Source organism: Peribacillus loiseleuriae (assembly GCF_001183985.1).
Lineage (GTDB): Bacteria > Bacillota > Bacilli > Bacillales > DSM-1321 > Peribacillus > Peribacillus loiseleuriae.
The window spans coordinates 4,758,452-4,782,414 of the sequence record NZ_LFZW01000001.1 but is presented as its reverse complement, the minus strand read 5'-3'; the positions used below and the strand labels follow the sequence as shown (position 1 = coordinate 4,782,414).

At 34.3% G+C, this 23,963-nt stretch carries 22 protein-coding genes; 21 read left to right on the top strand and 1 reads right to left on the bottom strand.

Going from position 1 to position 23,963, the window contains the following annotated elements:
* Window positions 1-21 precede the first annotated feature (21 nt).
* The 19 genes from AC625_RS22145 (at window position 22) to AC625_RS22055 (ending at window position 18,483) form a co-directional block, all read left to right on the top strand.
* Entirely contained in the window at window positions 22-936 is a 915-nt protein-coding gene (locus AC625_RS22145; protein WP_049683247.1) for a glycosyltransferase family 2 protein, read from the top strand.
* 25 nt (window positions 937-961) lie between these two features.
* The gene (locus tag AC625_RS22140; protein ID WP_049683246.1) at window positions 962-2,029 is read left to right on the top strand and encodes an EpsG family protein; all 1,068 of its coding nucleotides are present in this window, start codon (window positions 962-964) and stop codon (window positions 2,027-2,029) included.
* Between the two features lie 181 nt (window positions 2,030-2,210).
* Window positions 2,211-2,948 carry a glycosyltransferase family 32 protein gene (locus tag AC625_RS22135; protein WP_049683245.1) on the top strand — a complete coding sequence of 246 codons (738 nt, stop codon included), beginning with the start codon at window positions 2,211-2,213 and terminating at the stop codon, window positions 2,946-2,948.
* A 28-nt stretch (window positions 2,949-2,976) separates the two neighbouring features.
* The gene (locus AC625_RS22130) at window positions 2,977-3,591 is read left to right on the top strand and encodes an acyltransferase (RefSeq protein ID WP_245645067.1); all 615 of its coding nucleotides are present in this window, start codon (window positions 2,977-2,979) and stop codon (window positions 3,589-3,591) included.
* 39 nt (window positions 3,592-3,630) lie between these two features.
* Window positions 3,631-4,842, top strand: coding sequence for a glycosyltransferase (locus AC625_RS22125; RefSeq protein ID WP_049683244.1), 1,212 nt, complete (start codon window positions 3,631-3,633; stop codon window positions 4,840-4,842).
* A gap of 35 nt (window positions 4,843-4,877) precedes the next feature.
* Window positions 4,878-5,909 carry a glycosyltransferase gene (locus tag AC625_RS22120; RefSeq protein WP_049683243.1) on the top strand — a complete coding sequence of 344 codons (1,032 nt, stop codon included), beginning with the start codon at window positions 4,878-4,880 and terminating at the stop codon, window positions 5,907-5,909.
* A 16-nt stretch (window positions 5,910-5,925) separates the two neighbouring features.
* Complete coding sequence (locus tag AC625_RS22115; RefSeq protein WP_049683242.1) at window positions 5,926-7,086, top strand: polysaccharide pyruvyl transferase family protein; 1,161 nt, start codon at window positions 5,926-5,928, stop codon at window positions 7,084-7,086.
* A gap of 15 nt (window positions 7,087-7,101) precedes the next feature.
* Window positions 7,102-8,292: a glycosyltransferase gene (locus tag AC625_RS22110; protein ID WP_049683241.1), complete on the top strand. Its 1,191-nt coding sequence runs from the start codon at window positions 7,102-7,104 to the stop codon at window positions 8,290-8,292.
* A gap of 10 nt (window positions 8,293-8,302) precedes the next feature.
* Window positions 8,303-9,517: a glycosyltransferase gene (locus AC625_RS22105; protein WP_049683240.1), complete on the top strand. Its 1,215-nt coding sequence runs from the start codon at window positions 8,303-8,305 to the stop codon at window positions 9,515-9,517.
* 91 nt (window positions 9,518-9,608) lie between these two features.
* Complete coding sequence (locus tag AC625_RS22100) at window positions 9,609-10,169, top strand: acyltransferase (protein WP_053178166.1); 561 nt, start codon at window positions 9,609-9,611, stop codon at window positions 10,167-10,169.
* 36 nt (window positions 10,170-10,205) lie between these two features.
* Window positions 10,206-11,414 carry a glycoside hydrolase family 88 protein gene (locus AC625_RS22095; RefSeq protein ID WP_049683239.1) on the top strand — a complete coding sequence of 403 codons (1,209 nt, stop codon included), beginning with the start codon at window positions 10,206-10,208 and terminating at the stop codon, window positions 11,412-11,414.
* 53 nt (window positions 11,415-11,467) lie between these two features.
* A complete protein-coding gene (locus tag AC625_RS22090; protein ID WP_049683238.1) occupies window positions 11,468-12,349 on the top strand; it encodes a glycosyltransferase family 2 protein in 882 nt (293 codons plus the stop codon).
* Window positions 12,350-12,406: 57 nt separating this feature from the next.
* Entirely contained in the window at window positions 12,407-13,960 is a 1,554-nt protein-coding gene (locus AC625_RS22085; protein ID WP_049683237.1) for a lipopolysaccharide biosynthesis protein, read from the top strand.
* A gap of 190 nt (window positions 13,961-14,150) precedes the next feature.
* A complete protein-coding gene (galE, locus tag AC625_RS22080) occupies window positions 14,151-15,206 on the top strand; it encodes a UDP-glucose 4-epimerase GalE (protein ID WP_049683236.1) in 1,056 nt (351 codons plus the stop codon).
* Between the two features lie 109 nt (window positions 15,207-15,315).
* Window positions 15,316-15,495, top strand: coding sequence for a YwzD family small protein (locus tag AC625_RS22075; RefSeq protein WP_049683235.1), 180 nt, complete (start codon window positions 15,316-15,318; stop codon window positions 15,493-15,495).
* Between the two features lie 111 nt (window positions 15,496-15,606).
* Window positions 15,607-16,221: a sugar transferase gene (locus tag AC625_RS22070; protein WP_049683234.1), complete on the top strand. Its 615-nt coding sequence runs from the start codon at window positions 15,607-15,609 to the stop codon at window positions 16,219-16,221.
* Window positions 16,218-16,865, top strand: coding sequence for an acetyltransferase (locus AC625_RS22065; protein ID WP_049683233.1), 648 nt, complete (start codon window positions 16,218-16,220; stop codon window positions 16,863-16,865). The genes AC625_RS22070 and AC625_RS22065 overlap by 4 nt, the downstream gene beginning before the upstream one ends.
* Complete coding sequence (locus tag AC625_RS22060) at window positions 16,865-18,019, top strand: aminotransferase class I/II-fold pyridoxal phosphate-dependent enzyme (protein WP_049683232.1); 1,155 nt, start codon at window positions 16,865-16,867, stop codon at window positions 18,017-18,019. The genes AC625_RS22065 and AC625_RS22060 overlap by 1 nt, the downstream gene beginning before the upstream one ends.
* Window positions 18,020-18,141: 122 nt before the next feature.
* Window positions 18,142-18,483: a helix-turn-helix domain-containing protein gene (locus AC625_RS22055; protein WP_049683231.1), complete on the top strand. Its 342-nt coding sequence runs from the start codon at window positions 18,142-18,144 to the stop codon at window positions 18,481-18,483.
* Window positions 18,484-18,781: 298 nt separating this feature from the next.
* Here AC625_RS22055 and AC625_RS22050 read toward each other — a convergent pair whose 3' ends face one another.
* A complete protein-coding gene (locus AC625_RS22050) occupies window positions 18,782-22,192 on the bottom strand; it encodes a chitobiase/beta-hexosaminidase C-terminal domain-containing protein (RefSeq protein ID WP_049683230.1) in 3,411 nt (1,136 codons plus the stop codon).
* Between the two features lie 512 nt (window positions 22,193-22,704).
* Between AC625_RS22050 and AC625_RS22045 the strand changes: the two genes are divergently transcribed.
* Window positions 22,705-23,649, top strand: a complete 945-nt coding sequence (locus AC625_RS22045) for a phosphoenolpyruvate carboxykinase (ATP) (RefSeq protein ID WP_049683229.1) — start codon at window positions 22,705-22,707, stop codon at window positions 23,647-23,649.
* The gene (locus AC625_RS22040; protein ID WP_049683228.1) at window positions 23,636-23,941 is read left to right on the top strand and encodes a lasso peptide biosynthesis PqqD family chaperone; all 306 of its coding nucleotides are present in this window, start codon (window positions 23,636-23,638) and stop codon (window positions 23,939-23,941) included. The genes AC625_RS22045 and AC625_RS22040 overlap by 14 nt, the downstream gene beginning before the upstream one ends.
* The last annotated feature ends 22 nt before the right edge of the window (window positions 23,942-23,963 follow it).

The following is a 23,963-nucleotide window of genomic DNA, read 5'->3' as shown; positions in this document are numbered from 1 at the left end:
TATAGTTTTGGAGGAATGGTCATGAAACCGACCTTAACCGTTTTTACACCTGCATTCAATCGGGCATATACCCTTCATCTCTGTTACGAGAGTTTAAAAAGACAGACTTGGACAGATTTTATGTGGTTAATCATTGATGATGGTTCAGAAGATCATACAAAGGAACTTGTAGAGGGTTGGATTAGTGAGGGTCAAATTCCCATCCGCTATCACTATCAAGAAAATCAAGGGATGCATGGTGCACATAATACCGCTTATGGATTAATAGATACAGAGCTTAACGTCTGTATTGATTCCGATGACTATATGGCGGATGATGCAGTTGAGAAAATCGTTTCATTTTGGAAGAAAAACGGGAGCGATAAGTATGCAGGTATAGCCGGTCTGGATGCAAGCCCCGATGGAGGTATTATAGGGACAATCATGCCAAATAATTTAAAGGAAGCCACTCTTTCAAATTTATATGGAAAATATGGCGTTAAGGGTGATAAAAAATTAGTTTATCGGTCGGAACTTACACGGAAAACCCCTCCCTATCCGATATTTCCTGGTGAAAAGTATTGCCCATTAAGTTACAAATATATCCTGATTGATCAGAAATGTCCTTTACTTATTATGAATGAAATACTTTGTCATGTTGAGTATTTAGCCGATGGATCCAGCATGAACATCATAAAGCAGTATAAGAGAAATCCAAATGGCTTTTCTTTCTTCAGAAAAGTTGCCATGAAACATGCTCCTTCACTAAAGGAGAAGTTTCGGGAATCTATGCATTACGTATCCAGTAATCTAATGATAAAAAATTATAAGTTTTTGTTTGAGTCACCCTGTAAAATCATTACTTTTGTCGCTGTACCGTTTGGAATTATTCTTTATTTATATATACAAAATACAGGAAAAGCGACTGTATTAAAAAGTAATGAAAACATGCAGTAATCCATTTACTGAAAGGGTTTTATCTGTGGGGATTTTTTGGATGAATCTTATTGTCGTGTACGTTTCTTCGTTTTTTGCAAGATATTTTTCAAATCCAATTGAAGATTTACCATTTGTTAAAGTAAATAAATTTTTTGTGTTCTTATCCTTGCTTTCTTTAGTTCTCGTAGCAGGTCTTCAAAAAAATATAGGTGACACCCCTTTTTATATGCTTAGTTATACTCTGATCGAAGATTCTAACTTGATGAATATAAAATTCGAGGGCGACTTTGGATTTAATCTTTATCAGTCAATATTACACCGAATCTCGGACGATCCACAATTGCTTATTTTTACAACTGCATTAATAACAAATATGCTCATTGTTTACATTCTAAGTAAATATTCTAGAAAACTTGAATTGAGCTTATATGTTTATATAACGTTGGGTATGTATACCGTATCGATGAATGGCATAAGGCAGTATTTAGCAGCAGCGCTTATTTTTACATCTACAAAATATATTCTGAATGGTGATTGGAAAAAATTCATAGCTATCATACTGTTGGCCTCAACAGTTCACCAATCAGCTTTAATACTCATCCCTATTTATTTCATAGTGAGAAGGGAAGCTTGGACGAAGATTTCTATTGGCTTGCTTTTTTTAAGTGTACTGATTGCGATGGGGTTTAATCAGTTTTCTGCAGTCTTATTTTCGGCTATTGAGGGTACTCAATATAGCAACTATCAGAATTTTTCTGAAGGCGGGGCAAATATATTGCGAGTCGCAGTTACCGCCGTACCATTAGTTATTGCCTATTTGGGAAGAGAAAGGCTTAGGGAACTATGGCCGAAAAGTGATTATATTGTAAACTTAACACTTTTGGGTTTTATTTTCATGGTCATCTCAACTCAGAATTGGATCTTCGCAAGATTTAATATTTACTTTGGATTGTATAGTTTAATATTAATATCTTGGATTTTAGAGCTTTTCGTAAAAAATAATAGAAAATTTGTCTATTTTGGTTTGATACTATTCTATTTTATTTATTTTTATTTTGAGCAAGTAGTTGCACTTCGTATAGATTACCGAAGTGATTATTTAAATTGGTAGTTTATTCATTATGAAACTCGACTATTTGGCAGAAAATTTTTATAAAAAGGGAATAATAAGATTAGGGCCATTCAAATTACATCTGAATATCACCTGAATAGATAAGATCATTTATTTCTTGCTAAGGAAATAGGGGGCATATATATAAACTTATAAAAACTAAATTTTAGGACGTGATTTAATGTCACAAAATAAAGATAGAATTCCTAAAGTGATACATTACTGCTGGTTTGGAAGAAAAGAAAAACCTAATATTGTAAAAAAATGTATAGAAAGTTGGAGGAAGAATTTATCCCAATATGAAATTAGGGAGTGGAATGAGGATAGCTTCGATATCGCCAGTAATTCATATGTAAGAGAAGCTTATGAATCTGGAAAGTTTGCCTTCGTAAGTGATTATGTAAGGGTACATGCTTTATATCGCTTTGGCGGAATTTATTTAGATACGGATGTTGAGGTTTTTAAACCCTTCGATGATCTATTGCATCATGATTCATTTTGGGGATTCGAACAGGAGAACTATATTGCTACAAGTACAATCGGGGCTGCTAAAGGCAATAAGTTGATTAAAGAGTTTCTAGATTCATATAACGAAAAAAGCTTCATTAAAGAGGATGGAACTCATGACGGGTTGACCAATGTAGCGATTGTTACTGAGATACTAATGAATATCGGTTTAAAAGCGAATGGACAATATCAGGAAATAGATGAGATAGGGGCTTTTTATCCTCAAACATACCTCTCTCCATATGATTATATCAACTGTAGAAAGTTTATCACTGGAAACACATATGCTATGCACCATTTTTATAAGAGTTGGCTACCGCCAAGGGTTAGATTGAAGAGCAATGTGAAACTAGCATTATCGAGGATTATTGGTGGCGATAGTATTGCTAAGTTGAGAAAGCTAACTAGATGAAATCTAATCGTGAAGGAGAAATACCACGATGAATATATTGAAGAAAATGGTTAAAACCCTTATTGCAGATTGTCGCAGTAGAGGGTTTTATTTTATGTTCATAATGAATATATCGCATTTGATAGGAGTATTGAGAGCGTTCCTTTTTAAATTAATGTATTTTAAAAACATTCATTCTTCTATATTTTCCCTTCAAGCTAACAGTAGAATAGAGATCTTTAATAAACGCTCAAAAGTTAACATAGGAGAATTTGTATTTATTAGAAAGAATGTAAGCATTCGAATTGACTTTAATGGTGAGCTAAACATAGAAGAAAAAGTATTCATCAATGATAATTGCAATATTAATTGTATTAATCGAATTTCAATAGGAAGAAATACAAAGATTGCTCCTAATGTGTGTATAAATGACCATGATCATAATTATAAAAATGTAGACGATACTCACCTAATAAAAGGCGAGGTGATCATAGGGGAAAATGTTTGGATTGGGTCTAACGTAGTTATTTTGAAGGACACAGTAATAGGTGATAATGCGGTCATAGCGGCCGGTAGTGTTGTAAAGGGGAATGTTCCCGCTAATTCAATGTTCTTAAATAAAAGAGAGAATAATATTTTACAATATGCTCGTGCAAATGGTTAATAAATATTCATTAAAACCATTGTATTGTGAGGAAATAAAATGAAAAAAAGTATCTTAATTTCTGTTTATGACATGGAAATTGGTGGAATTGAACGAAGCCTAGTTAATATGCTAGAAAGCTTTGATTATGCCCAATATAATGTAGATTTATTAGTATTTGAACATAGAGGGGACTTTATGAATCTAATCCCTAATAAAGTGAATCTTTTACCGCAAATAGATAAGTACACTGTATTTAGAAAACCCGTTATTCAATGTTTGAAGGAAGGGCATTATTCTGTAACTCTGATTAGAACCATGTCTAGGTATGTAGCAAATATAAAAGCAAAAGCTAGAAATTTAGAAGAGGGCTCAGGGTATATTCAAATGCAGCTTACTTCAAAGTATTCGTCATATTTCATGCCAAAGCAAAAGAAGCAATACGATGTAGCGATCAGTTATGCATGGCCACATGATGTGCTGTCTAATAGGATAGATGCTAAAAAGAAGATCGCCTGGATTCATACGGATTACAGTAAATTAGAAATAGATAATAAAATTGATTTTGAAATGTGGAATAGGTTTGATTATATTGCCTCTATATCAGATGAGTGCACACACTCGTTTTTAACCACATATCCGTTATTAAAAGATAAAGTCATCCTAATTGAAAATATCACTTCACCAGGATTTATACAGAGTATGGCTGAAGATGAAATCACATTAAATGATAAACATAATGATACTTTTACTATCCTCTCTGTTGGAAGGCTGTCTTATGTGAAAGGGTTCGATCTTGCCGTAAAGGCACTTAGGTTATTACATGATAAAGGATTTACAAATATGAAGTGGTATGTAGTCGGATATGGGGGATATGAAACAGAGCTTGAAGAATTGATTGCCAAGAACAACTTGGAGGACAGCTTTGTGTTATTAGGAAAAAAAACAAATCCATATCCATATATAAAAGCATGTGACATATATGTACAGCCGTCCAGATATGAAGGCAAAGCAGTTACAGTTACAGAAGCACAGATACTAGGTAAACCTATCTTAATAACGAATTATCCAACATCGGGCAGTCAAGTAGAAGATGGAGTAGATGGGATTATTTGCGATCTAAGTGCAGAAGGAATAGCAGGAGGAATAGAGCGTTTATTTATGAACGAAGAGTTAAGAGATACATTGATCAATCATACGAATAATAAAGATTACAGCAATGAATATGAGCTAAATAAGTTATATGAAGTTATAGAATATGAAACAAATTGATATATTGAGCGAAGTTATCAAGAAAGGAGGGTGCCATGAGTATAAAAGTAAGTGTCATCATCCCTGTTTATAATGCAGAAAAATATGTTGCTGAATGTATTGAATCATTAATAAGCCAAACACTTCAAGACTGTGAGTTCATCTTTATTAATGACGGTTCAAAGGACAGAAGTGGGGAAATGATTGAACACTATCAAAAATTGGATAATCGAATAATACTAATCAATCAGGGAAACCAAGGTGTAAGTATGGCGAGGAACGCTGGATTACATATTGCCACAGGAGAATATATAGGTTTTGTTGATGCAGATGACTATATAGAAAATGATATGTATGAACGTCTATATCATTCAGCAAAATATGATGATTGTGATGTAGTAATCTCTAATTTTGAAAGCGAAATGGATGGGCATAAGGTCATTACAAAGTATCCATTTCCTATCGATACCACATTGAAAAAAAACTATATAGAACAGGAACTATTACCTTATTTCATTAAAGCAGATAATTTAAATAGTGTAGTAAATAAACTATTTAGGAATGAATTGATAAAAGAACAGAGTATAGGGTTTCCAGAAAAAGTTGCATTAGGAGAAGATGGACTGTTTAACATAAGGTTTTTTAGTTACGCGTTCACTGTGAAGTATCTAGAGTATGCAGGATACCATTACAGAGAGGTAGCGGGAAGTGCAACGCGGAATATAGCAGGAAAAGATTATTTTAATAGATCTTTAGAAGTATACAATTTAAATTTACCAGATATATTTACAGGGATTATGAATAAAGAAAAGTTACAGCAGCTTAAGTCGATCAAACTTGTGAATAACGTAATGTCATACATACATCTATATTTGAAACCATCTCAAGATATTAGTTTTAGTAATAGATACAAATATGTAAAGAACATGATTTGCAATAAAGACGTTAAAGAAGCGCTATTTGTTTACTACAATGAAGTCTACCATGTGTTAGGAAGATATGAAAAGTTTATTGTAAATATGATGAAACGAAAATCCATCATAGGTTTATATTGTGCTACTGCCTATAGTAGATTCAGAAATAAATAATACTGGAGGATTTGTTATGAAAATCATGATGTTTGCACATGGGGGCAGTCTTAATCGAGGCTGTGAAGCTATAGTACGTTCCTCAACAAATATTATAAAAGAAAAGTTGCACGATGCAAAAGTATATTTAGTATCAGGAAAACCTGATACAGATAAAAGCATGACAAAATTAGATGGGATATTTGATGGATCTTCTCGTAGGATAAAAAAGTACTCATATGATTGGTTTCGTTCTTCGTTCAAAGTAAAGTTATTTAAAGATGAGTCCTTTGCCTTTCGTAAAATGGAGGGTAATACAATTAAACATATAAAAAACATGGATGTACTCTTATCGGTAGGTGGAGATAACTATTGTTATGGGGACCAGCCGGCACTATATGAAATTGATAAAAAGGTAAAAGAAGAGGGGAAAAAATTAGTTTTATGGGGGTGTTCAATCGGTGAAGAGGATATGTCAGAGCGAACACTAGAAGACTTAAAATTGTTTGATTTAATACTTGCTCGTGAATCACTTACTTATAATATGTTAAAAAATAAAGGGCTCAATAATGTTAAATTATGTGCCGATCCTGCATTTACAATGGAAAAAGAAGAATTAGAATTCCCTGAAGGATGGCAAGAGGGGAACACCGTAGGACTGAATTTTAGCCCGCTTGTTTGGAATCGGAATAAGAACTCTCAAGCTGCGGTAAGAGAACTAATCAATCATATTTTACATACAACAAATATGACAGTTGCTCTAACGCCGCATGTTGTCGTTGATGGAAATAATGATTATGAAGTTCTTAATAAATATTATGAAGAATTTAAGAATACGGGTAGAGTCATTATCTTACCAGATCACTTAAACGCCATACAATATAAAGGATATATAGCTAGAATGAGATTCTTTATAGGGGCTAGGACACATGCGACGATAGCTGCCTATTCCAACTGTGTTCCGACAATGGTATTAGGATATAGTATCAAATCTAAAGGCATTGCGAAAGATTTATTCGGAGAAGAAAAGCTAGTTTTAGGTATAGAGGAAATCTCTAATAGTAATAAGTTGAAAGCTGCATTTGATGAAATGGTAAGAGAGGAAGAGGAGATCAAACAAAAACTCAAAGATACTGTACCCCATATAAAAAACATGTCATACAAGGCAGTTGAGTATTTAAGTGAGCTAGTTAAGTAGAATGAGGTATATATAATGAAGAAAAATTTATTATTTGTCATACCCAGTTTATCTGCTGGTGGAGGGGAAAAAAGTTTAGTCAATTTATTATCACAAATTGATTACGATCTTTATCATGTTGATTTATTTTTATTAAACCAAGAAGGTATTTTCATGGAATTTTTGCCAAAGCAAGTTCATGTTTTACCTCTTCCAGAAACCTATAAACATTTCACTATACCGTTATTTAAATCAATTTGGAAACTGATACGAGAACGAAAGCCTGAGCTAGTCTATCATAGGGTTGGTTTTACAATAAAAAATAAGGTAATTCAAGATATTTCCAGAAGAGAACAATATACATGGAAGCATTTGGCTAAATCCTTAGACAAACTGGAAAAAAAATATGATGCAGCTATTGGGTTCTTGGAAAAAACATCAACCTATTTCTGTATGGATAAAGTTGATGCACAACAGAAAATAGGCTGGGTACATATTGATTATGATCAGTTAGGGATGGATCCAGAATTTGACTTACCATATTTTAAGAAGCTATCAAAAATAGTCACAGTCTCGGAAGAATGCGCCAATATTTTTATTAACAGATTTCCAAGCCAAAAAGATAAGGTTGAGGTCATATACAATATTGTCTCTCCAACAATCATTGATAAAATGGCTGCTCAAAAGGTTGAAAATGTTTTTGACAAAAAAGATGGTGAGATTACTATTCTTACTATAGGAAGGCTTCATTATCAAAAAGGTTTAGAAATGGCTGTAGAGTCATGTAGAAAACTTTTAGATAAAGGATATCAAATAAAATGGTTTGTGATAGGTGAAGGGGATGAACGTGAAAGACTGACTAATCTTATTGAAGAAAATGGATTAAAAGATCATTTTATATTACTCGGGCTGAAATCGAATCCATACCCTTATTTAAAACAGGCGAATATTTATGCCCAACCATCAAGGTTTGAAGGAAAGTCTATTGCTCTTGATGAAGCTAAAATACTCCATAAACCAATCGTTGTAACAAATTTTAGTACGGCAAAAGATCAGATAAATAATGGTGTTAATGGTTTAATTGTAGAAATGAACACGGATGCACTTGTCAATGGAATTGAAAAGTTAATGGGAGATACCTCTTTAAGTAATCAACTCATCCAAAATTTAAAAGAAGAAAGATTAGGAACAGAGGAGGAAATTAATAAGTTTTACAAGATTATATAGAGGTGATCTTTTGAAAAAAAATATTTTGTTTGTTATGAATCATTTAGTTTGCGGCGGTGCTGAAAAGTCACTCATTTCTTTATTAGAAACAATGGATTACTCTAAATATCATGTTGATTTATTCCTATTTAGGCATGAAGGGATGTTTATGAACAAACTACCTAAGGAAGTAACATTGCTTCCAGAGCCTGATAATTATAAATACTTTGATATGCCAATAAAAACTGCTTCAAAAGAGCTACTTAAAAAGGGAGAAATTAAAACTGCTTTCAATCGAGGTGTACTTGGATATCTAGCTAAAACTGAAAATAACGGTGCTGTCATGGAACAGAAATTTTGGAGATACTTATCAAAGTCAATTGATCGGGTAGAAAAGAATTATGATGTTGCCATAGGATTTCAAGAAAAAAACCCAATATATTTTTGTGTTGATCATGTAAAGGCCGATGTGAAAATAGGCTGGATACATACCGACTACAAAAAACTAGGGATTAACCCTGAAAGGGAACAACGTTATTTTACAAAATTGGATTATGTTGCTACGGTGTCTGAAGAATTAGTGTCTAGTTTAAAGGAACAATTCCCTGAATATAAAGATAAATTTAAGTGTATTTATAATATTGTATCTTCTAGCGTAATTGATAAAATGTCGTTAGAAAAGGTAGAATTAAAAGAAGCGGATGATAATAGTACATCACTCATTTCTGTGGGTAGATTAGCTAAAGAAAAGGGCCTTGATATTACGTTGGAAGCTTTTGATATCCTTGTAAAAAAAGGCTACGATATCAAGTGGTATTTAATCGGTGAAGGCAATGTTAAAGCAGATCTAGAGCGAGGAATTAAAATGAGGCAATTAGAAGAGAGAATTGTATTTTTGGGGATGAAGGAAAACCCATATTCCTATATCAGGAAAGCGGATATATTTATCCAAGCATCCAGGTATGAAGGGAAGTCCATTTCAATAAATGAGGCTAAAATTTTGGCAAAGCCAATTTTGATTACTAATTTTGAAACAGCAAAAAGCCATATAAAGAATAATTTTAATGGGATTATTGCAGATATGGATGCAGTATCCGTAGCGAATAACCTTGAAAGATTGATTAGGAATAGAGATTTAACAGAGAAGTTTATTATTAACTTGAAAACAGAAGAATTTGGAACAGAAAATGAAATTGAAAAACTGTATGAACTAATGGAGCATAAAAAAGATTATCAAGAAAATTAGTGAGAAGGCATTCACTTCGTTAAATTGAGTGGTGTATTTTTTTTGATCAAATATGCAGCATTTATTTATACCCTTTTAAGAGGAATTAAAAATGTTTACGAGAATAGCGAGATTCTTATCAATGGGATTGAGAAAAACATCTCCAGAAGATTTAAATGTACAAGCCTGTATTGAAAAAGGTATGAAAGTAGGTAAGACCTGTCATGGGCTGGCAGCAAGTACAATCGATTATGCACATTGTTGGTTAATTGAAATAGGCGATAATGTTACCTTTGCTCCTCAAACATACTTACTAGCGCACGATGCTAGCACAAAACGATACCTAAATTATACAAAAATTTCAAAAATAAAAATAGAAGACAATGCTTTTATAGGCGCAAGAGCTTTGATTATGCCCGGAGTAACAGTTGGGAAAAACGCAATTGTGGCTGCGGGAAGTATAGTAACTAAATCTGTGCCGGCAGGGTATGTTGTCGGTGGTAACCCTGCAAAAGAGATTGCTAAAACAGAAGAGTATATTAATAGACATAAAGCAAATATGGACAATGCACCCGTATATGATTATCAATGGACAATAGGCGGAAACATTACCCCTGATATGTGCAATCAAATGTCGAAGGAGTTAGATGATGCTATTGGATATGTAAAGTAGCGGAAATTTTGGTTTCCGTTGAAAGGATAGATAAACATGATATTACAAACTTTTAGCTATATATTATTATCTATATTTGTATTAGTTAGTGCTATTGATATAGTACCGATCATGAGGGATTGGACAGCTAGAATTAAAATAGGAAGATATGAAGATTGTGACCTCTGGAATAAGGAGATTACAAAAAAAGGGCTATCTTGGTTAAAAAACACACCCAAAATAAAGGTGACTGATAATACAAGATTAGTTGTAATAGACGTCCTTAAGGGGAATTACACTAAAAGTGCCATACAGCATTGGCAAGAGGGCTCATTACTGCTTGGTATGACTGAATATTTGAAAAATAATACGGATGAAAATGCTAAAAAGTTGATCCTTGAATACTTGGATTCTAAATTTAATAATGAAGGTCAGTGGGTTAACAAACCGCAAAATGTTGATGGGGCCATATTAGCATATGCAGTTATGAAATTGGACTTTATAGATACGAATAAATATAAGAAAGCATTAGATTATACATGGGAAATGATTAAAGAGCATATGGGTGAAGATGGCACCGTGAAATATAGGCATTCTATGAAAAACTATCGGTATGTTGATACAATTGGGTTTATTTGTCCCTTCCTAGTATGCTATGGGGTAAAGTATGAAAAAGAAGAATGTGTAGAATTAGCGGTTAACCAAATAAAAAGTTATGAAAAGTACGGTATGCATAAAGAATACAACATCCCCGTTCATGCTTATAATATAGAAAATAAAATACCGTTAGGCCTTTATGGGTGGGGGAGAGGGCTTGGCTGGTTCGCCATTGGTTTAATAGATGCATGGAATGAGACTCCATTTAACCACAAATCCAAATTGGAACTTGAGAAAAGTGTCATAAGGTTTGCTAAGGGAGTTATGAGCTTTCAACAGAATGATGGCAGCTGGAATTGGACTGTAACTAGAAGTGAAAGCAACAAGGATTCTTCAACGACAGCTACTTTGAGCTGGTTCTTATTGAACGCAGCAAGACTTGATAGTATATCTGATCAATGTATAAAAGGATCAGAGAAAGCCATTCACTACTTAATGAAGGTTACGAGAAGAAATGGTGCTGTTGATTTTTCGCAAGGGGATACGAAGGATATTGGTATCTATTCAACATTATTTAATATTTTTCCATTTACGCAAGGATTTTGTATTAGATCTATAAATCTTTTTTTACAGAAAATGAAGAAAAACGAGATTCGTAAGGTTGGGTAAGAAATAGGGTTATAGACGTTCGAGTATGTAGAATATATCAAGGGAGTCATTTTATGAAAATAACTGTCTTTACGCCAACTTATAATCGCGGCTATATTATTGAGAAATTATATATATCCCTACAACAACAAACCTATACTGATTTTGAATGGCTAGTAATCGATGATGGGTCAGCAGATCATACAGAAGAATTGTTTAATAGATGGCAATCAGAGAATAATCCATTTACGATTAGATATTATAAAATTGAAAATGGTGGTAAACATCGAGCAATTAATAAAGGTACCGAATTAGCTAAAGGTGAACTGTTCTTTATTGTGGATTCTGACGACTATCTAGTTGATGACGCTTTAGGGACTATTATTAAATGGGAGAAAAACCTTCAAAATAAAGAATCATTTTGTGGAATTTCTGGTAATAGAGGAAAGAGTAGATCGGAATTTATAGGAACCACTTTTGAAGGAGACTATATGGATGCCACTTCCCTTGAACGTAATAAATACAATATTACAGGTGATAAAGCAGAAGTTTTTTATACGAATATTCTTAAAAAGTATAAATTTGATGAGATTGAAGGAGAAAAGTTCATTACTGAAGCAACAGTATGGGATCGAATGGCAAATGACGGTTATAAGATAAGATGGTTTAATAAAACGATTTACATATGTAATTATCTGGAGGATGGATTAACGCAAAATATAGCAGAAGTATTTTCAAAAAATCCAAAAGGTACAGCGGTGTATATCAAGCAACAAATTAAATTCTATAACTGTAACTTAAGAGGAAGACTATCTTATTATCATTTATATTATAACTTTGTTAAGAAGGACACTGGGCTGGCTCAAGGAGCAAAGTATTTAAAAATAAATATATGTACACTTCTAACAGCAATAATATTGTTTCAATGTAAAAATCTATTAATGAATAATAAATGATGTGCAAAAAGCCCGTAAATGAATTATGGGCTTTTTGTACTGAAAATGGAGAAAAAGATGAGAACGAAAAACTCTTTAATAAATATAGCAGCGGGTTTAGGCAATCAGATCATCATCACATTATTGAGCTTTATTTCACGTACTGTATTTATCAGTACTTTAGGTATAGAGTACCTCGGAGTTAATGGACTGTTTACTAATATATTAGCCATGCTGACCCTTGCTGAGGCTGGGTTGGGTGCAAGTATTATGTATAGTCTTTATAAGCCAGTAGCAGATAATGATCATTATAGAATCAATATCTTGATGAAATTTTACAGAAACGCTTATATGATTATTGCATCATTTATTTTAGTAATAGGCCTTTCAATAATGCCGTTTCTAGATTTTTTTATTAAAGATTCAAACGTAGAAAATATTCATTTAATCTATCTCATCTTTTTACTTAACACAGTGGCACCGTATTTTTATGTTCATAAAAACTCATTCTTAAATGTTAGTCAGAAGAGTTATATTGTTACAGGAATTTACTCAGTTTCATCTATTATTTCTGTTTGTATAAAAATAGGAATTCTTCATTACACGCAAAACTATATTTTATATTTAATAATTGACAGTGTTATTACCGTTACAAATTCAATTGTATTAGTGATTATTGTTAATAAGATGTACCCATATTTAAAGAATAAAGTGAAAGGTAAATTAGATAGTGACACCAAAAAGGGTATAACCAAAAATGTTAAAGCAATTGTTATTCAAAATATAGGTAATTATCTGGTTTTTGGAACTGATAATATTATTATTTCATCTTTTGTTAGTGTAGCAGCAGTTGGACTTTATTCAAATTATAATATGCTTATCGAAATTTGCAGAACTTTTATTAATCAAGTTTTTAATAATATTTATCACAGTGTTGGTAACTTAGTAGCTAATGAGAGCATTGAGAAAGTATATAGTATATACAAAACTTATCGATTTCTTAATTTCTGGTTATATTCATTTTTTACGATTTTTCTAACGATTATGCTAGAGGATTTTATTGCTCTTTGGATAGGCAATGAGTTTCTGATGGGAGGAAGCTTATTATTTATTTTAATGATTCTTTTTTATGAAAGAGGCATGAGAAATTCCATTACAACAGTTAAAACAACTTCTGGTATATTCCATGAAGATCGTTTCGTACCACTATGTCAAGCAGCAGTTAATCTAATTCTTTCTATTCTATTAGTGAAGAAAATAGGAATTACAGGTGTATTTATTGGTACCCTTGTCAGTGCAATCGCTGTTCCCTTTTGGACTACTCCTTACTTGGTATATAAAAAAGTATTCCATAAGCCTGTCAGTCATTATTTTCTAAAATATATTTATTATGCAGCTATAGGTATTGGAACTTACTTTCTAACAAATTTTATCTGTAGTTTTATTCTATTGGGGGATTTATTAAGTCTAATCGTAAAAGCTCTAATTTGTTTGATTGTTCCTAATTTAGTTTACACATGTATTTTTTATAAAACAGATGAGTTCAAATATTTATTTGGAATTGTTAAAAATATTACGGGAACGTTGTTTGGGAGATTTAAGGTTAACAAGAAAATCAGACATGTAGGTTAAAATAAAAAGCATAGAGGGGGGAAGTGTTATGGACCGCCTTGGCATTTTTGTTTTTTTCAAATGGTGATCATCATATTGGAAAAATGCGCATCTCAATGAATGGATTTGAGGTGCTATTTTATTTTCAAAGACTAATTGGCTTGGCTTATGAATGATTTTAAGTTCAATGAAAACTGGGAGGAAAGGGAAAATGAAAATTTTAATCACGGGTGGAGCAGGATATATCGGAACACATACATGTGTAGAATTATTAAATGCCGGATACGAAATCGTGGTCGTTGATAATTTTTCAAACAGCAAACCTGAATCTTTAAATCGAGTACGCGAAATTACAGGGAAGGATTTCATTCTTTATGAAGCCGATCTACTCAATAAAGAAGCATTGAACACCATCTTTTCCGAAAATGAGATTAGAGCCGTGATTCATTTTGCAGGACTGAAGGCGGTTGGAGAGTCTGTTCAATTACCTCTCCGGTATTATGACAACAATATGACGGGCACAATTCGATTGTGTGAAGTCATGAAAGAACATGGAGTTAAAAAGCTTGTATTCAGTTCTTCGGCGACCGTATACGGAATGCCGAAACGAGTACCTATAGATGAAGAGTTTTCACTAGGAGCAACGAATCCATATGGACGCACAAAGCAGATGATAGAAGAAATCTTACGAGATCTGCATGTGTCTGACCATGATTGGAGCGTTGCTCTTTTACGTTATTTTAATCCGATTGGGGCACATAAAAGCGGGCGTATTGGTGAAGATCCGAATGGTATTCCAAACAATTTGCTGCCTTATATTTCGCAAGTTGCTGTTGGTAAGTTGGATGAGCTTAATGTATTTGGAGATGACTATGCAACTTTGGATGGTACTGGGGTCAGAGACTATATACATGTCGTTGATCTTGCCATCGGTCACTTGAAAGCTCTTGAAAAGATACTTGCGTCTACAGGTGTAGGAGCATACAACCTTGGTACGGGAAATGGATATAGTGTATTGCAGATTGTGCAGGCATTTGAAAAAGCATCAGGTAGGAATATCCCATATAAGATTACGGCTTGTCGTCCCGGCGATATAGGGATATGCTACGCAGATCCAACTAAGGCCAGTTTAGAACTAGGATGGACTGCTGAAATAGGAATCGAAGAGATGTGTGAAGATTCATGGAGATGGCAGTTCAATAATCCAAATGGGTATGTGGAATTGGGCCGGATTCTATCTGGAATGGGTGGTAAAGTAAGATCTTGAATTTTGTAAACTAAATTATTGTTACGATGAAAAAATAATAGAAATAGACAAAGTGTTTTTTATTTTCTAAATAGTTTTCTTAATTTTTTGACTACTGGAGGGAGCAGGGTTGACAAATATTTCAGAAAAACTGACTCAACAACAATTTCAAGACATCTTAATAAATATTTACAAAAAAAGTCAAGAATCAGAAAGGCTAGAAGTTACTGAATTAATAAACGATATTAAACAACAAATGATGTTTGTTATGAATAGACCAAAGCAAACGAGCATAGAGAAAAAGATATAGTAGTTAGCCTTAAACAAAATGATTACTTCGTTATTTAGAGGCAATCATGTTAGAGATATATCGGAGATTAAGGAAGAATTCTCTTAATCTCGATGAGGAGTATGGGTACAAATGAAACGACTTTTTGATCTGTTGATTTCTTTATCATTATTCATCATTTTGTTTTCAATAATCATTTCTGTTGCTATGTTGGTCCGATTGAAATTAGGTACTCCTATTCTTTTCAAACAGCAAAGACCTGGATTGCACGGCAAACCTTTTTATGTATATAAGTTCCGTACGATGACAGAGGCAAGGGATAGCAATGGTCAGTTATTGCCCGATCATATTCGCTTGACTTCATTTGGGAGATTTCTCAGAAAATGTAGTTTGGATGAATGGCCGCAACTTGTGAATGTTATGAAAGGTGATATCAGTTTAGTAGGGCCAAGGCCTTTATTAACGGAGTACTTGCCGTTATACACTGAAGAACAAGCGAAACGACATGATGTAAGACCTGGCATTACAGGATGGGCTCAAGTGAATGGAAGAAACGCCATTACGTGGGAAGAAAAATTTAAGCTAGATGTCTGGTATGTAGAGAATCAATCCATCTTGCTTGATATGAAAATACTGTTATTAACAGCCATCAAAGTTTTTAAATCGGAAGGAATCAACCAAGACGGACATGTAACGATGGATAAATTTAATGGATCAAAACCATTTGTGAAAAGAGGGAACGGATGAACATTGCGATTATTGGAAAAGGTGGTCATAGCAAGGTCATTGAAGATATTATTTTTTCAAACATTGAATATGAAATTGTCGCCTATTTAGATGATCAATATGAAAATGTCAAAGTAATCAATGGCATGTATTATGGACCAATCATCGCAGCCCAAAAGATGATTGGTTTTTTTGATGATTTACTGTTCGTTATAGCGATTGGGAATAACCGAGTTAGAAAATCAATCGCTAGGAATCTGGGTCTTTCTGAACGTTATTATGCCACATTGATACATAGGAAAGCTGTGGTTAGCTCAACTGCCAAAATTGGGAGGGGCACAGTAGTGATGGCTTCTGTTGTTATAAACGCTGATGCAAAAATAGGTAAACATACGATTATCAACACGAATGCAGTTGTCGAACATGACAATAAAGTCAGTGATTTTGTGCACATTTCTCCAAGTACCACACTGACAGGTGCTGTGACAGTAGAGGAAGGGGCCCATATTGGGGCAGGTGCTGTTGTAGTTCCAAACGTACAAATTGGAGAATGGTCTGTGATTGGAGCTGGGGCAACCGTTATTCATGATATTCCAGCGAATTGTACGGCAGTGGGGGTTCCAGCTAGAACTGTACGAAAAAATGCTATTGGGGGTGTATTATAATGAAGCATAAAAAAAGAATCTTTTTATCCTCACCTCATATGAGTGGAAATGAACAAAATTATATAAAGGATGCTTTTGATACAAACTGGATTGCACCACTTGGACCAAATGTCGATGCATTTGAAAAAGAGCTAGCATCATATGTTGGGATTAATGATGCAGCGGCGGTCAATTCAGGGACCGCCGCTATTCATTTGGCATTAAGGCTACTGGATGTAAGAGCAGGAGACAAAGTCCTTTGTTCGAGCCTTACCTTTGTGGCAAGTGCCAATCCAATTATTTATCAAGGAGCAGAACCGATCTTTATTGATTCGGAGCCAGAAACATGGAATATGTCTCCACAAGCATTGGAACGTGCATTATCAGATGCGTTAAGAGATGGAAAACTGCCGAAAGCAGTGATTGTCGTTAATTTATATGGTCAAAGTGCAAAAATGGATGAAATCCTATCATTATGTAATGAATATCATGTCCCAATTATAGAAGATGCAGCGGAATCGCTTGGTTCAACTTACAAAGGCAAAGCGAGCGGGACATTTGGCAAGTTTGGTGTTTATTCGTTTAATGGTAATAAAATTATTACTACTTCTGGCGGCGGCATGCTTGTTTCTAATGATGTTGAGGCTATAAAGAAAGCACGCTTTCTGGCAACACAAGCTCGCGATTTTGCACCACACTACCAACATAGCGAAAGCGGGTATAACTATCGCATGAGTAATATTTTAGCTGGTGTTGGAAGGGCGCAACTTGAAGTATTGAATGAAAGGGTAGAAGCAAGAAGGGCTATATTCGAAAGATATCAACAAGAATTAGCCTATATTCCTGGGATTAGCTTTATGCCACAATTGGAAAATACCCGCTCGAATCGTTGGTTGACAACGTTAAGGATCGATGAAGAAGAAGCGGGGATTTCAGTAGAATCATTGTTACAATCTCTGGCTGAAGAAAATATTGAAGCCCGTCATGTCTGGAAACCACTTCATATGCAACCGCTTTTTGAGAGGGATCCTTACTATGCCCATAGTAAAAGCGAAAATATATCGGAGCAATTATTTAAAACGGGTATTTGTCTTCCATCAGGGTCAAATATGCCAGATGAAGATATATCGATAGTCATAAGTAGCGTGAAAAATTTCTTAAGAGTGCAGGTTTAAATTAGTTATTTTGAAGATTAACAATTGGATTGCTAATCTTCAAGTTACATATAGGTTTGAACTGAACGAAAGTGAAAGTAGTGTGGTTTTAAAACATTTAGTGATAAATGGGGTATAAATAAATGATTGGTGACAACATTCTAAGAATTCGAAAACAAAGAGGTCTTACATTATCTGAGCTGGCAGAGAAGGCCTTTATTTCCAAATCGTATTTAAGTAATATTGAGAGAAGCCTAAATAAAAATCCATCTATTCAAGTATTGGAAAAAGTTGCAGGTGTTTTGCAGGTTAGTCTCCAACAATTGCTTAATCGGGAGGAAGATCTTAATGAAACAGCATCTGCTGTAGAAAAAGAATGGCTTGATTTTATCCATGATTTAAAAGATGCGGGAATTGATAAAAGGAATGTACAAGATTATAAAATCCTTGTTGAATTTATTAAATGGCAACAGGAGAATACATGAAATGATTAGAGAAATGTAAAAATATTTAGAAGTACTTTGGGCAAGTGGATGATAGATACGTCAGCAAAAAAACTATTTTTATATTGGGGGATAGTTTTTTTGCTGTCACTTTATTGAGAGCCCTGCCTAAATTTGCACACTTGTAACAAGTTGGTGAAAAATAACCTGAATAATCATATAGATCGATTCACCTTTTATTTAAGAATTAGTGGGTGAGGTTAGGTGAAATAACTTAATATCTACAAGCCCATCATGAATGTGGATTTCCTAGTATTTTACATAGTTCCAATATTAATTGTTAATTGATAAATGTATTATCAATAGTATGAACTTTATATTTTGCGTCTGGATGCTGTATTCCTGGGGTAAACGGAGGTAGCCCTTTTAGTATGTTCCTCGCAAAGACAGAGTCACCTTGTGTAGATAAGCTTGGGCTTGTTGCTCCTGCTTTTTGGTTAAACATATTATTAAAGACCCTCCAGTTTTGTGTCCTGCCCCATACCGTTAAAGCAGACCTGTTAAACGTGTTATTACATGCAGCTAAACTACCACCTGCACTAAAGATCACGCCAATTGGAGAATTAAATGTGTTATGTTTTAATACATCGCCAACCATGTGCTCCCATCCATCTTCCCAGTCGATGTCGCACCCAGGCATTCTTCCTCTGTTATTTGAAAATGTATTATTTTCTATAAACCAACCCTGACCACCGCACATCGCAAGACCTGTACTAAAGTTATCTTCAAACGTACAGTTTTTAATAAATCCATTTCTAGGCATACCGAATGTTCTCATAAAAGCAACTGCACCGCCAAAATCTGTATCTCCTGATGTTGGTGGTGCTTCTTGGTAGATAACCATTTTTGCATATTTGGCATTAGCAGGTTTGTCATAATTATAAAACTGTAAATTAAACATTTGTGCTTCTATGAAGTGATAGTTTTCATCATAAAAGTACATGGAGTATAATCTAGATCTTAAATACGGATAACCGTGGTATCCCTGTGTATAACCAACTAGGTAATATTCACCTAATCCTGAGATGTCCATATATTGATTATATCTGTAATAATTGGCGGTAACACTATTGTCAATATTTCCGTTTTTATCGATATTTCCTAGTTCAAAATTAAATTTACTGATCGAAATACTTTTAGTCGGAGTACCCATATTCATATTTCTTCTGGTGCCAGTGATGAAATTAAACCCGGGTGATTTACTAAACGTACAGGATTCAACGCCTGTATGAAGACAATCCTCCATGAGAACAGTTATACAGCCTTCAACGGAGGCTTGAACAGTTGTTGAATCCCTTTCACCGTATACATGGGCCCTCACCAATTTAGTATGGGTTACATTATTAAAATAGAACATCTTATAACCTGTGGTTGTCAATTTACTAGGCTCAATATTAAGAATAGAGTCGCTAAAATCTATCGTCATTTCGGTTGGAGGGTAGATGGTTCTAACGGCTGGACTAATTAAATACGTGCCATATGGAAAGATAATTTTCTTATATCTATTAGCTGAAGCATAATCTAAAGCTCTTTGGATTCCATTTGTCGTGTTTTGCGAATCTGCATTATTGGATTTAATGGAATACCCATTTAAGGGGACATAGTATGTCTCCCCAGGCGTTATCGCATCTTCCGGTGGTTTTACAACCGTAAGATCGAAACTTTTAGAGTATGTTCTTGTTGCATCAAACGCAGTAAGGGTAGCATGCCCTTCCGCTACCCCTTCGACAACTCCATATTGTACTTTGGCTATACTAGGGTTAGAACTTTCCCAAAGGACAATATTATCATTGAAGATATCATAGGGAAGGGAGCTCGATAAAGCTGTAGCCATCACAACAAAATTTTCCCCTACTTTAATCGAATCTGTTTTTCGATTAATCGACATACCGTCAATGACCCTAGTAGAAGTAGGTGGAGTTGCGACTTGTCCTCCAACTTTTACATTCACGTATTCTGTAAAAGTTTGATTTTGGAAAGTAGCTGTTATAGAAATATTTGTTTCTCCATCCGCAACCCCTGATAACACTCCATTTTCATCTACAGTCACATAGCCTTCATTTCCACTTTGGAAGGTGATGTTTAATAAATCCGTATATCTATTTGGTAAAGCTTGTACGGAAAGAAATTGGCTTTCTCCAGCATTCAATTTTACAACAGAAGGATTGGTTGATATACCCACTAGTGACTCTTCATTTCTATAATAATGATAATTGCTTCTTACTTCATCGTCTGTAAGTGTTCGATTGTAGATGATAAAAGCAACCAATGTTTCGGGAGAGGAGTTGAGTACAGTGTAATCGCGTCTTAACTGAAGAGGGGACTTTGCCATGGTATTATTAAACGATGCAAAATCATTTGGAACAGGTATGCGACCATTTTCATTTATAGCATCATTAATGAATAGATTTACCGTATTTTCAGAATTGACTCTTAGTGTAAATATGTTAATGGCATTAGAGCCAATCGGATTTACAAAATCAGCATAGCTTTGTTTGTACCCTGTAGCATCAATAAACCAATATGAATTAAATCCTTTAGTACCTTCACTTTCATCACTTCTTTTATAACGAATAAATGTATCGGACTTAGCAGCAGTAAATTTACCATCCTCTGTCTTCCAATGCACACCATTCGTATCATAACTAATCATTTGAATCGTTAAACCACCATTTAAGTCAATTAGTTGATTTAAAGGACTTGTGTTCGTTGGAATCTGTACATAACCTTGTTTTTGTAATAATAGTCCTTTATTATCTACATATCCATCAGTAGTGCCATTATGGGCAACACCGACTAAAGTAGCTACAACATTGTTTACTTTATCGACAATGGTATTAGAGGTCGTTTTAGCTCTATTGGTAAAGTCATAATGTAAAATAAGTCCATCCGTAATGATTCCTGCTGTAGGCTTTATGATTTTTTTTGTATAACTTACTGTTTGAATGACGCATTCATTACCAGCTAGATCTTTCGCAAAAGCTTTTATGGTTGCTGTATCCGTTAACGTTAGCGGCGCTGAGTAAATAGGGCTTGAAGAAGTTGGATTAGTGCCATCTAACGTATAGTAGATGGTAGCTGTTTCATTTGTCGTCATGGTGACTGTTTGAGTATCGGTAAAAGTTCCGCCTGGAGTAATCGTTAATACAGGTGGTGTTGTATCTTTAATCACTGTTTCAAGGGTAGTAATTGTGAGATCTGTTCCACTTGATATATGATTGGCGCCATCTTTCGCATAAACACTAAATGTATACGCTGTTAATGGAGTTAATCCGGTAACTTCATAACTTGTATTCGCAACAGATGTTAGGAATGTCCCATTCATATATATATCATATGCTACCACGTCATTTGAATGGGAGGCTGTCCAAGATAAAGTTAAAGTGGTGGCTTTCACATTGCTTGCGGATAAATTTGTTACTTCATTTGGTGGGGGAGGTGTTATCGTCCCATCAAAAGGGGCTAAAACGGTAGCGCGATATGGAACAGTCGTGTTAATGGTAATAGACTTGAAAGGCGCAAACCTACCACTAAAGGTCTCCAAAGCCTTGACCAAAATGGTTATGCCATTTATCGTAAAGGTTAGTTTCGTTGTATCATGATCATTTGCAATTTTAAATCCAATCATGTCCTCTTGATAGGACTTTATAACATTTGAACTTCCCTCAAAATAATCCTTAATGACTAACATCAATTTGCATCCCCTTCTTTTTTACGATTAAAGAGTTTCGAATATCAAATATCTCATCCTTTTTTCAAAGTAATTATTAAATTTATAAGCTAGTATATGTTCATTTTCATCAATTTGTTAAATTGCAATTAGCACATTTTATTGCAGATTGGCGGGTGTGGAATTGCTTTAGCGAAAAAGACTTTGGCGGAAGGTGAAATTAAGGATAAACTAACTAAATCTTGTTGTGATACTTGGGGACTCGTATCATAGAACTCTGTCAAGAAGATTAAAGAACTATATTAATAAAAAAGGCATTGACAAGACATCCTTAAAATGATAATTTTTAGTCATATAGTTCTATATAAAGAATTTAATTAAAGTTTAATCGCAGGATTATTGGCTGTTTAACCTTTGTGTAAATTCTATTTTTTTACACTTATAATTCTTTATAACGAACGAAAAGCTGCTCTGCTTACAATTTAATAGATGCGATAATGAAATGAATACAACATATCATGGAGAGGTGCTAGATGACTGCAACGATGAAAAAAGTCGTATACAAAGCTTTTGGGCTACATATTTCTAGTGAAATAGACCTACCAGAAACACAGAAAATAAAGCTAGAAAATAAAGACATTGATATCGTAGTTGAAATCGCTGACCTGACAAAAAGATGGGAAGTAGAGGCTGAATCCAATAGATATTTTCTAATAAAAGAAAACGTTTGTATGTTCATGGTTCAGGGGGTAGCTATTTATTTAATTCAAGATGGCAATCGGATTATCGTTTCGCCTATGGTGAATGCCCAAGAAGATCAAATCCGTCTTTACCTCCTCGGTACATGCATGGGAGCTGCATTAATGCAAAGAAAAATCCTACCATTACACGGTAGTGCGATTGCCATAGATGGAAAGGCATATGCCATCGTAGGAGACTCTGGTGCTGGTAAATCTACTTTAGCTTCCGCCTTTTTAAACAGAGGGTATCAACTTCTTAGTGATGATGTTATTCCAGTAACCCTTTCATCAGATTGTATCCCAATTGTAACGCCAGCTTATCCGCAACAAAAACTGTGGATGGAAAGTTTAGATCAGTTTGGAATGGACTCCAGAAATTATCAGCCAATTATTAAAAGGGAAAACAAGTTTGCGATTCCTGTCGCTGCCCAATTTGCAAGTGAGCCTATGCCACTTGCAGGTATTTTTGAAATCGTTAAAGTAGAAGACCAGAAAGTCACACTTCATCCGATAAAAAAAATGGAACGATTCTTGACCTTGTACCGCCATACTTATCGCAATTTTTTTATTGGGGATTCAGGATTGATGGATTGGCACTTTAACACTTCAGCCAAAATAGTGAATAAAATGAACCTTTATCAATTAAGACGACCAATTTCCCGTTTTACCGCTCATGAATTAGCAGAGTTAATGTTAATGACTATTAAGAAGGAGGATATACTCTATGAATCAAATTGAAATAATCTCAATAAATCAAATGGTGAGCCAAGGGCAAGGGAATATTGTAAGTGATATGGACGGGGAAAAAGTAATGCTAAGTATACAAAATGGGAAGTACTATAATCTGGGTGAAATGGGAGGAGAAATTTGGGAGTTAATGAAGGAGCCTATTTCGATTCAAAGTTTGGTATCAACCCTTTGCTCTATTTACGATGTAGACCAAACGGTGTGTGAAGAACAAGTTATTGCGTTTATTGCTAAGTTGCAAGATGAAGATTTAATTCAAATGGAAGATATGGACCGTTCATGATTTTTCAATCTAGGTGGTAAAA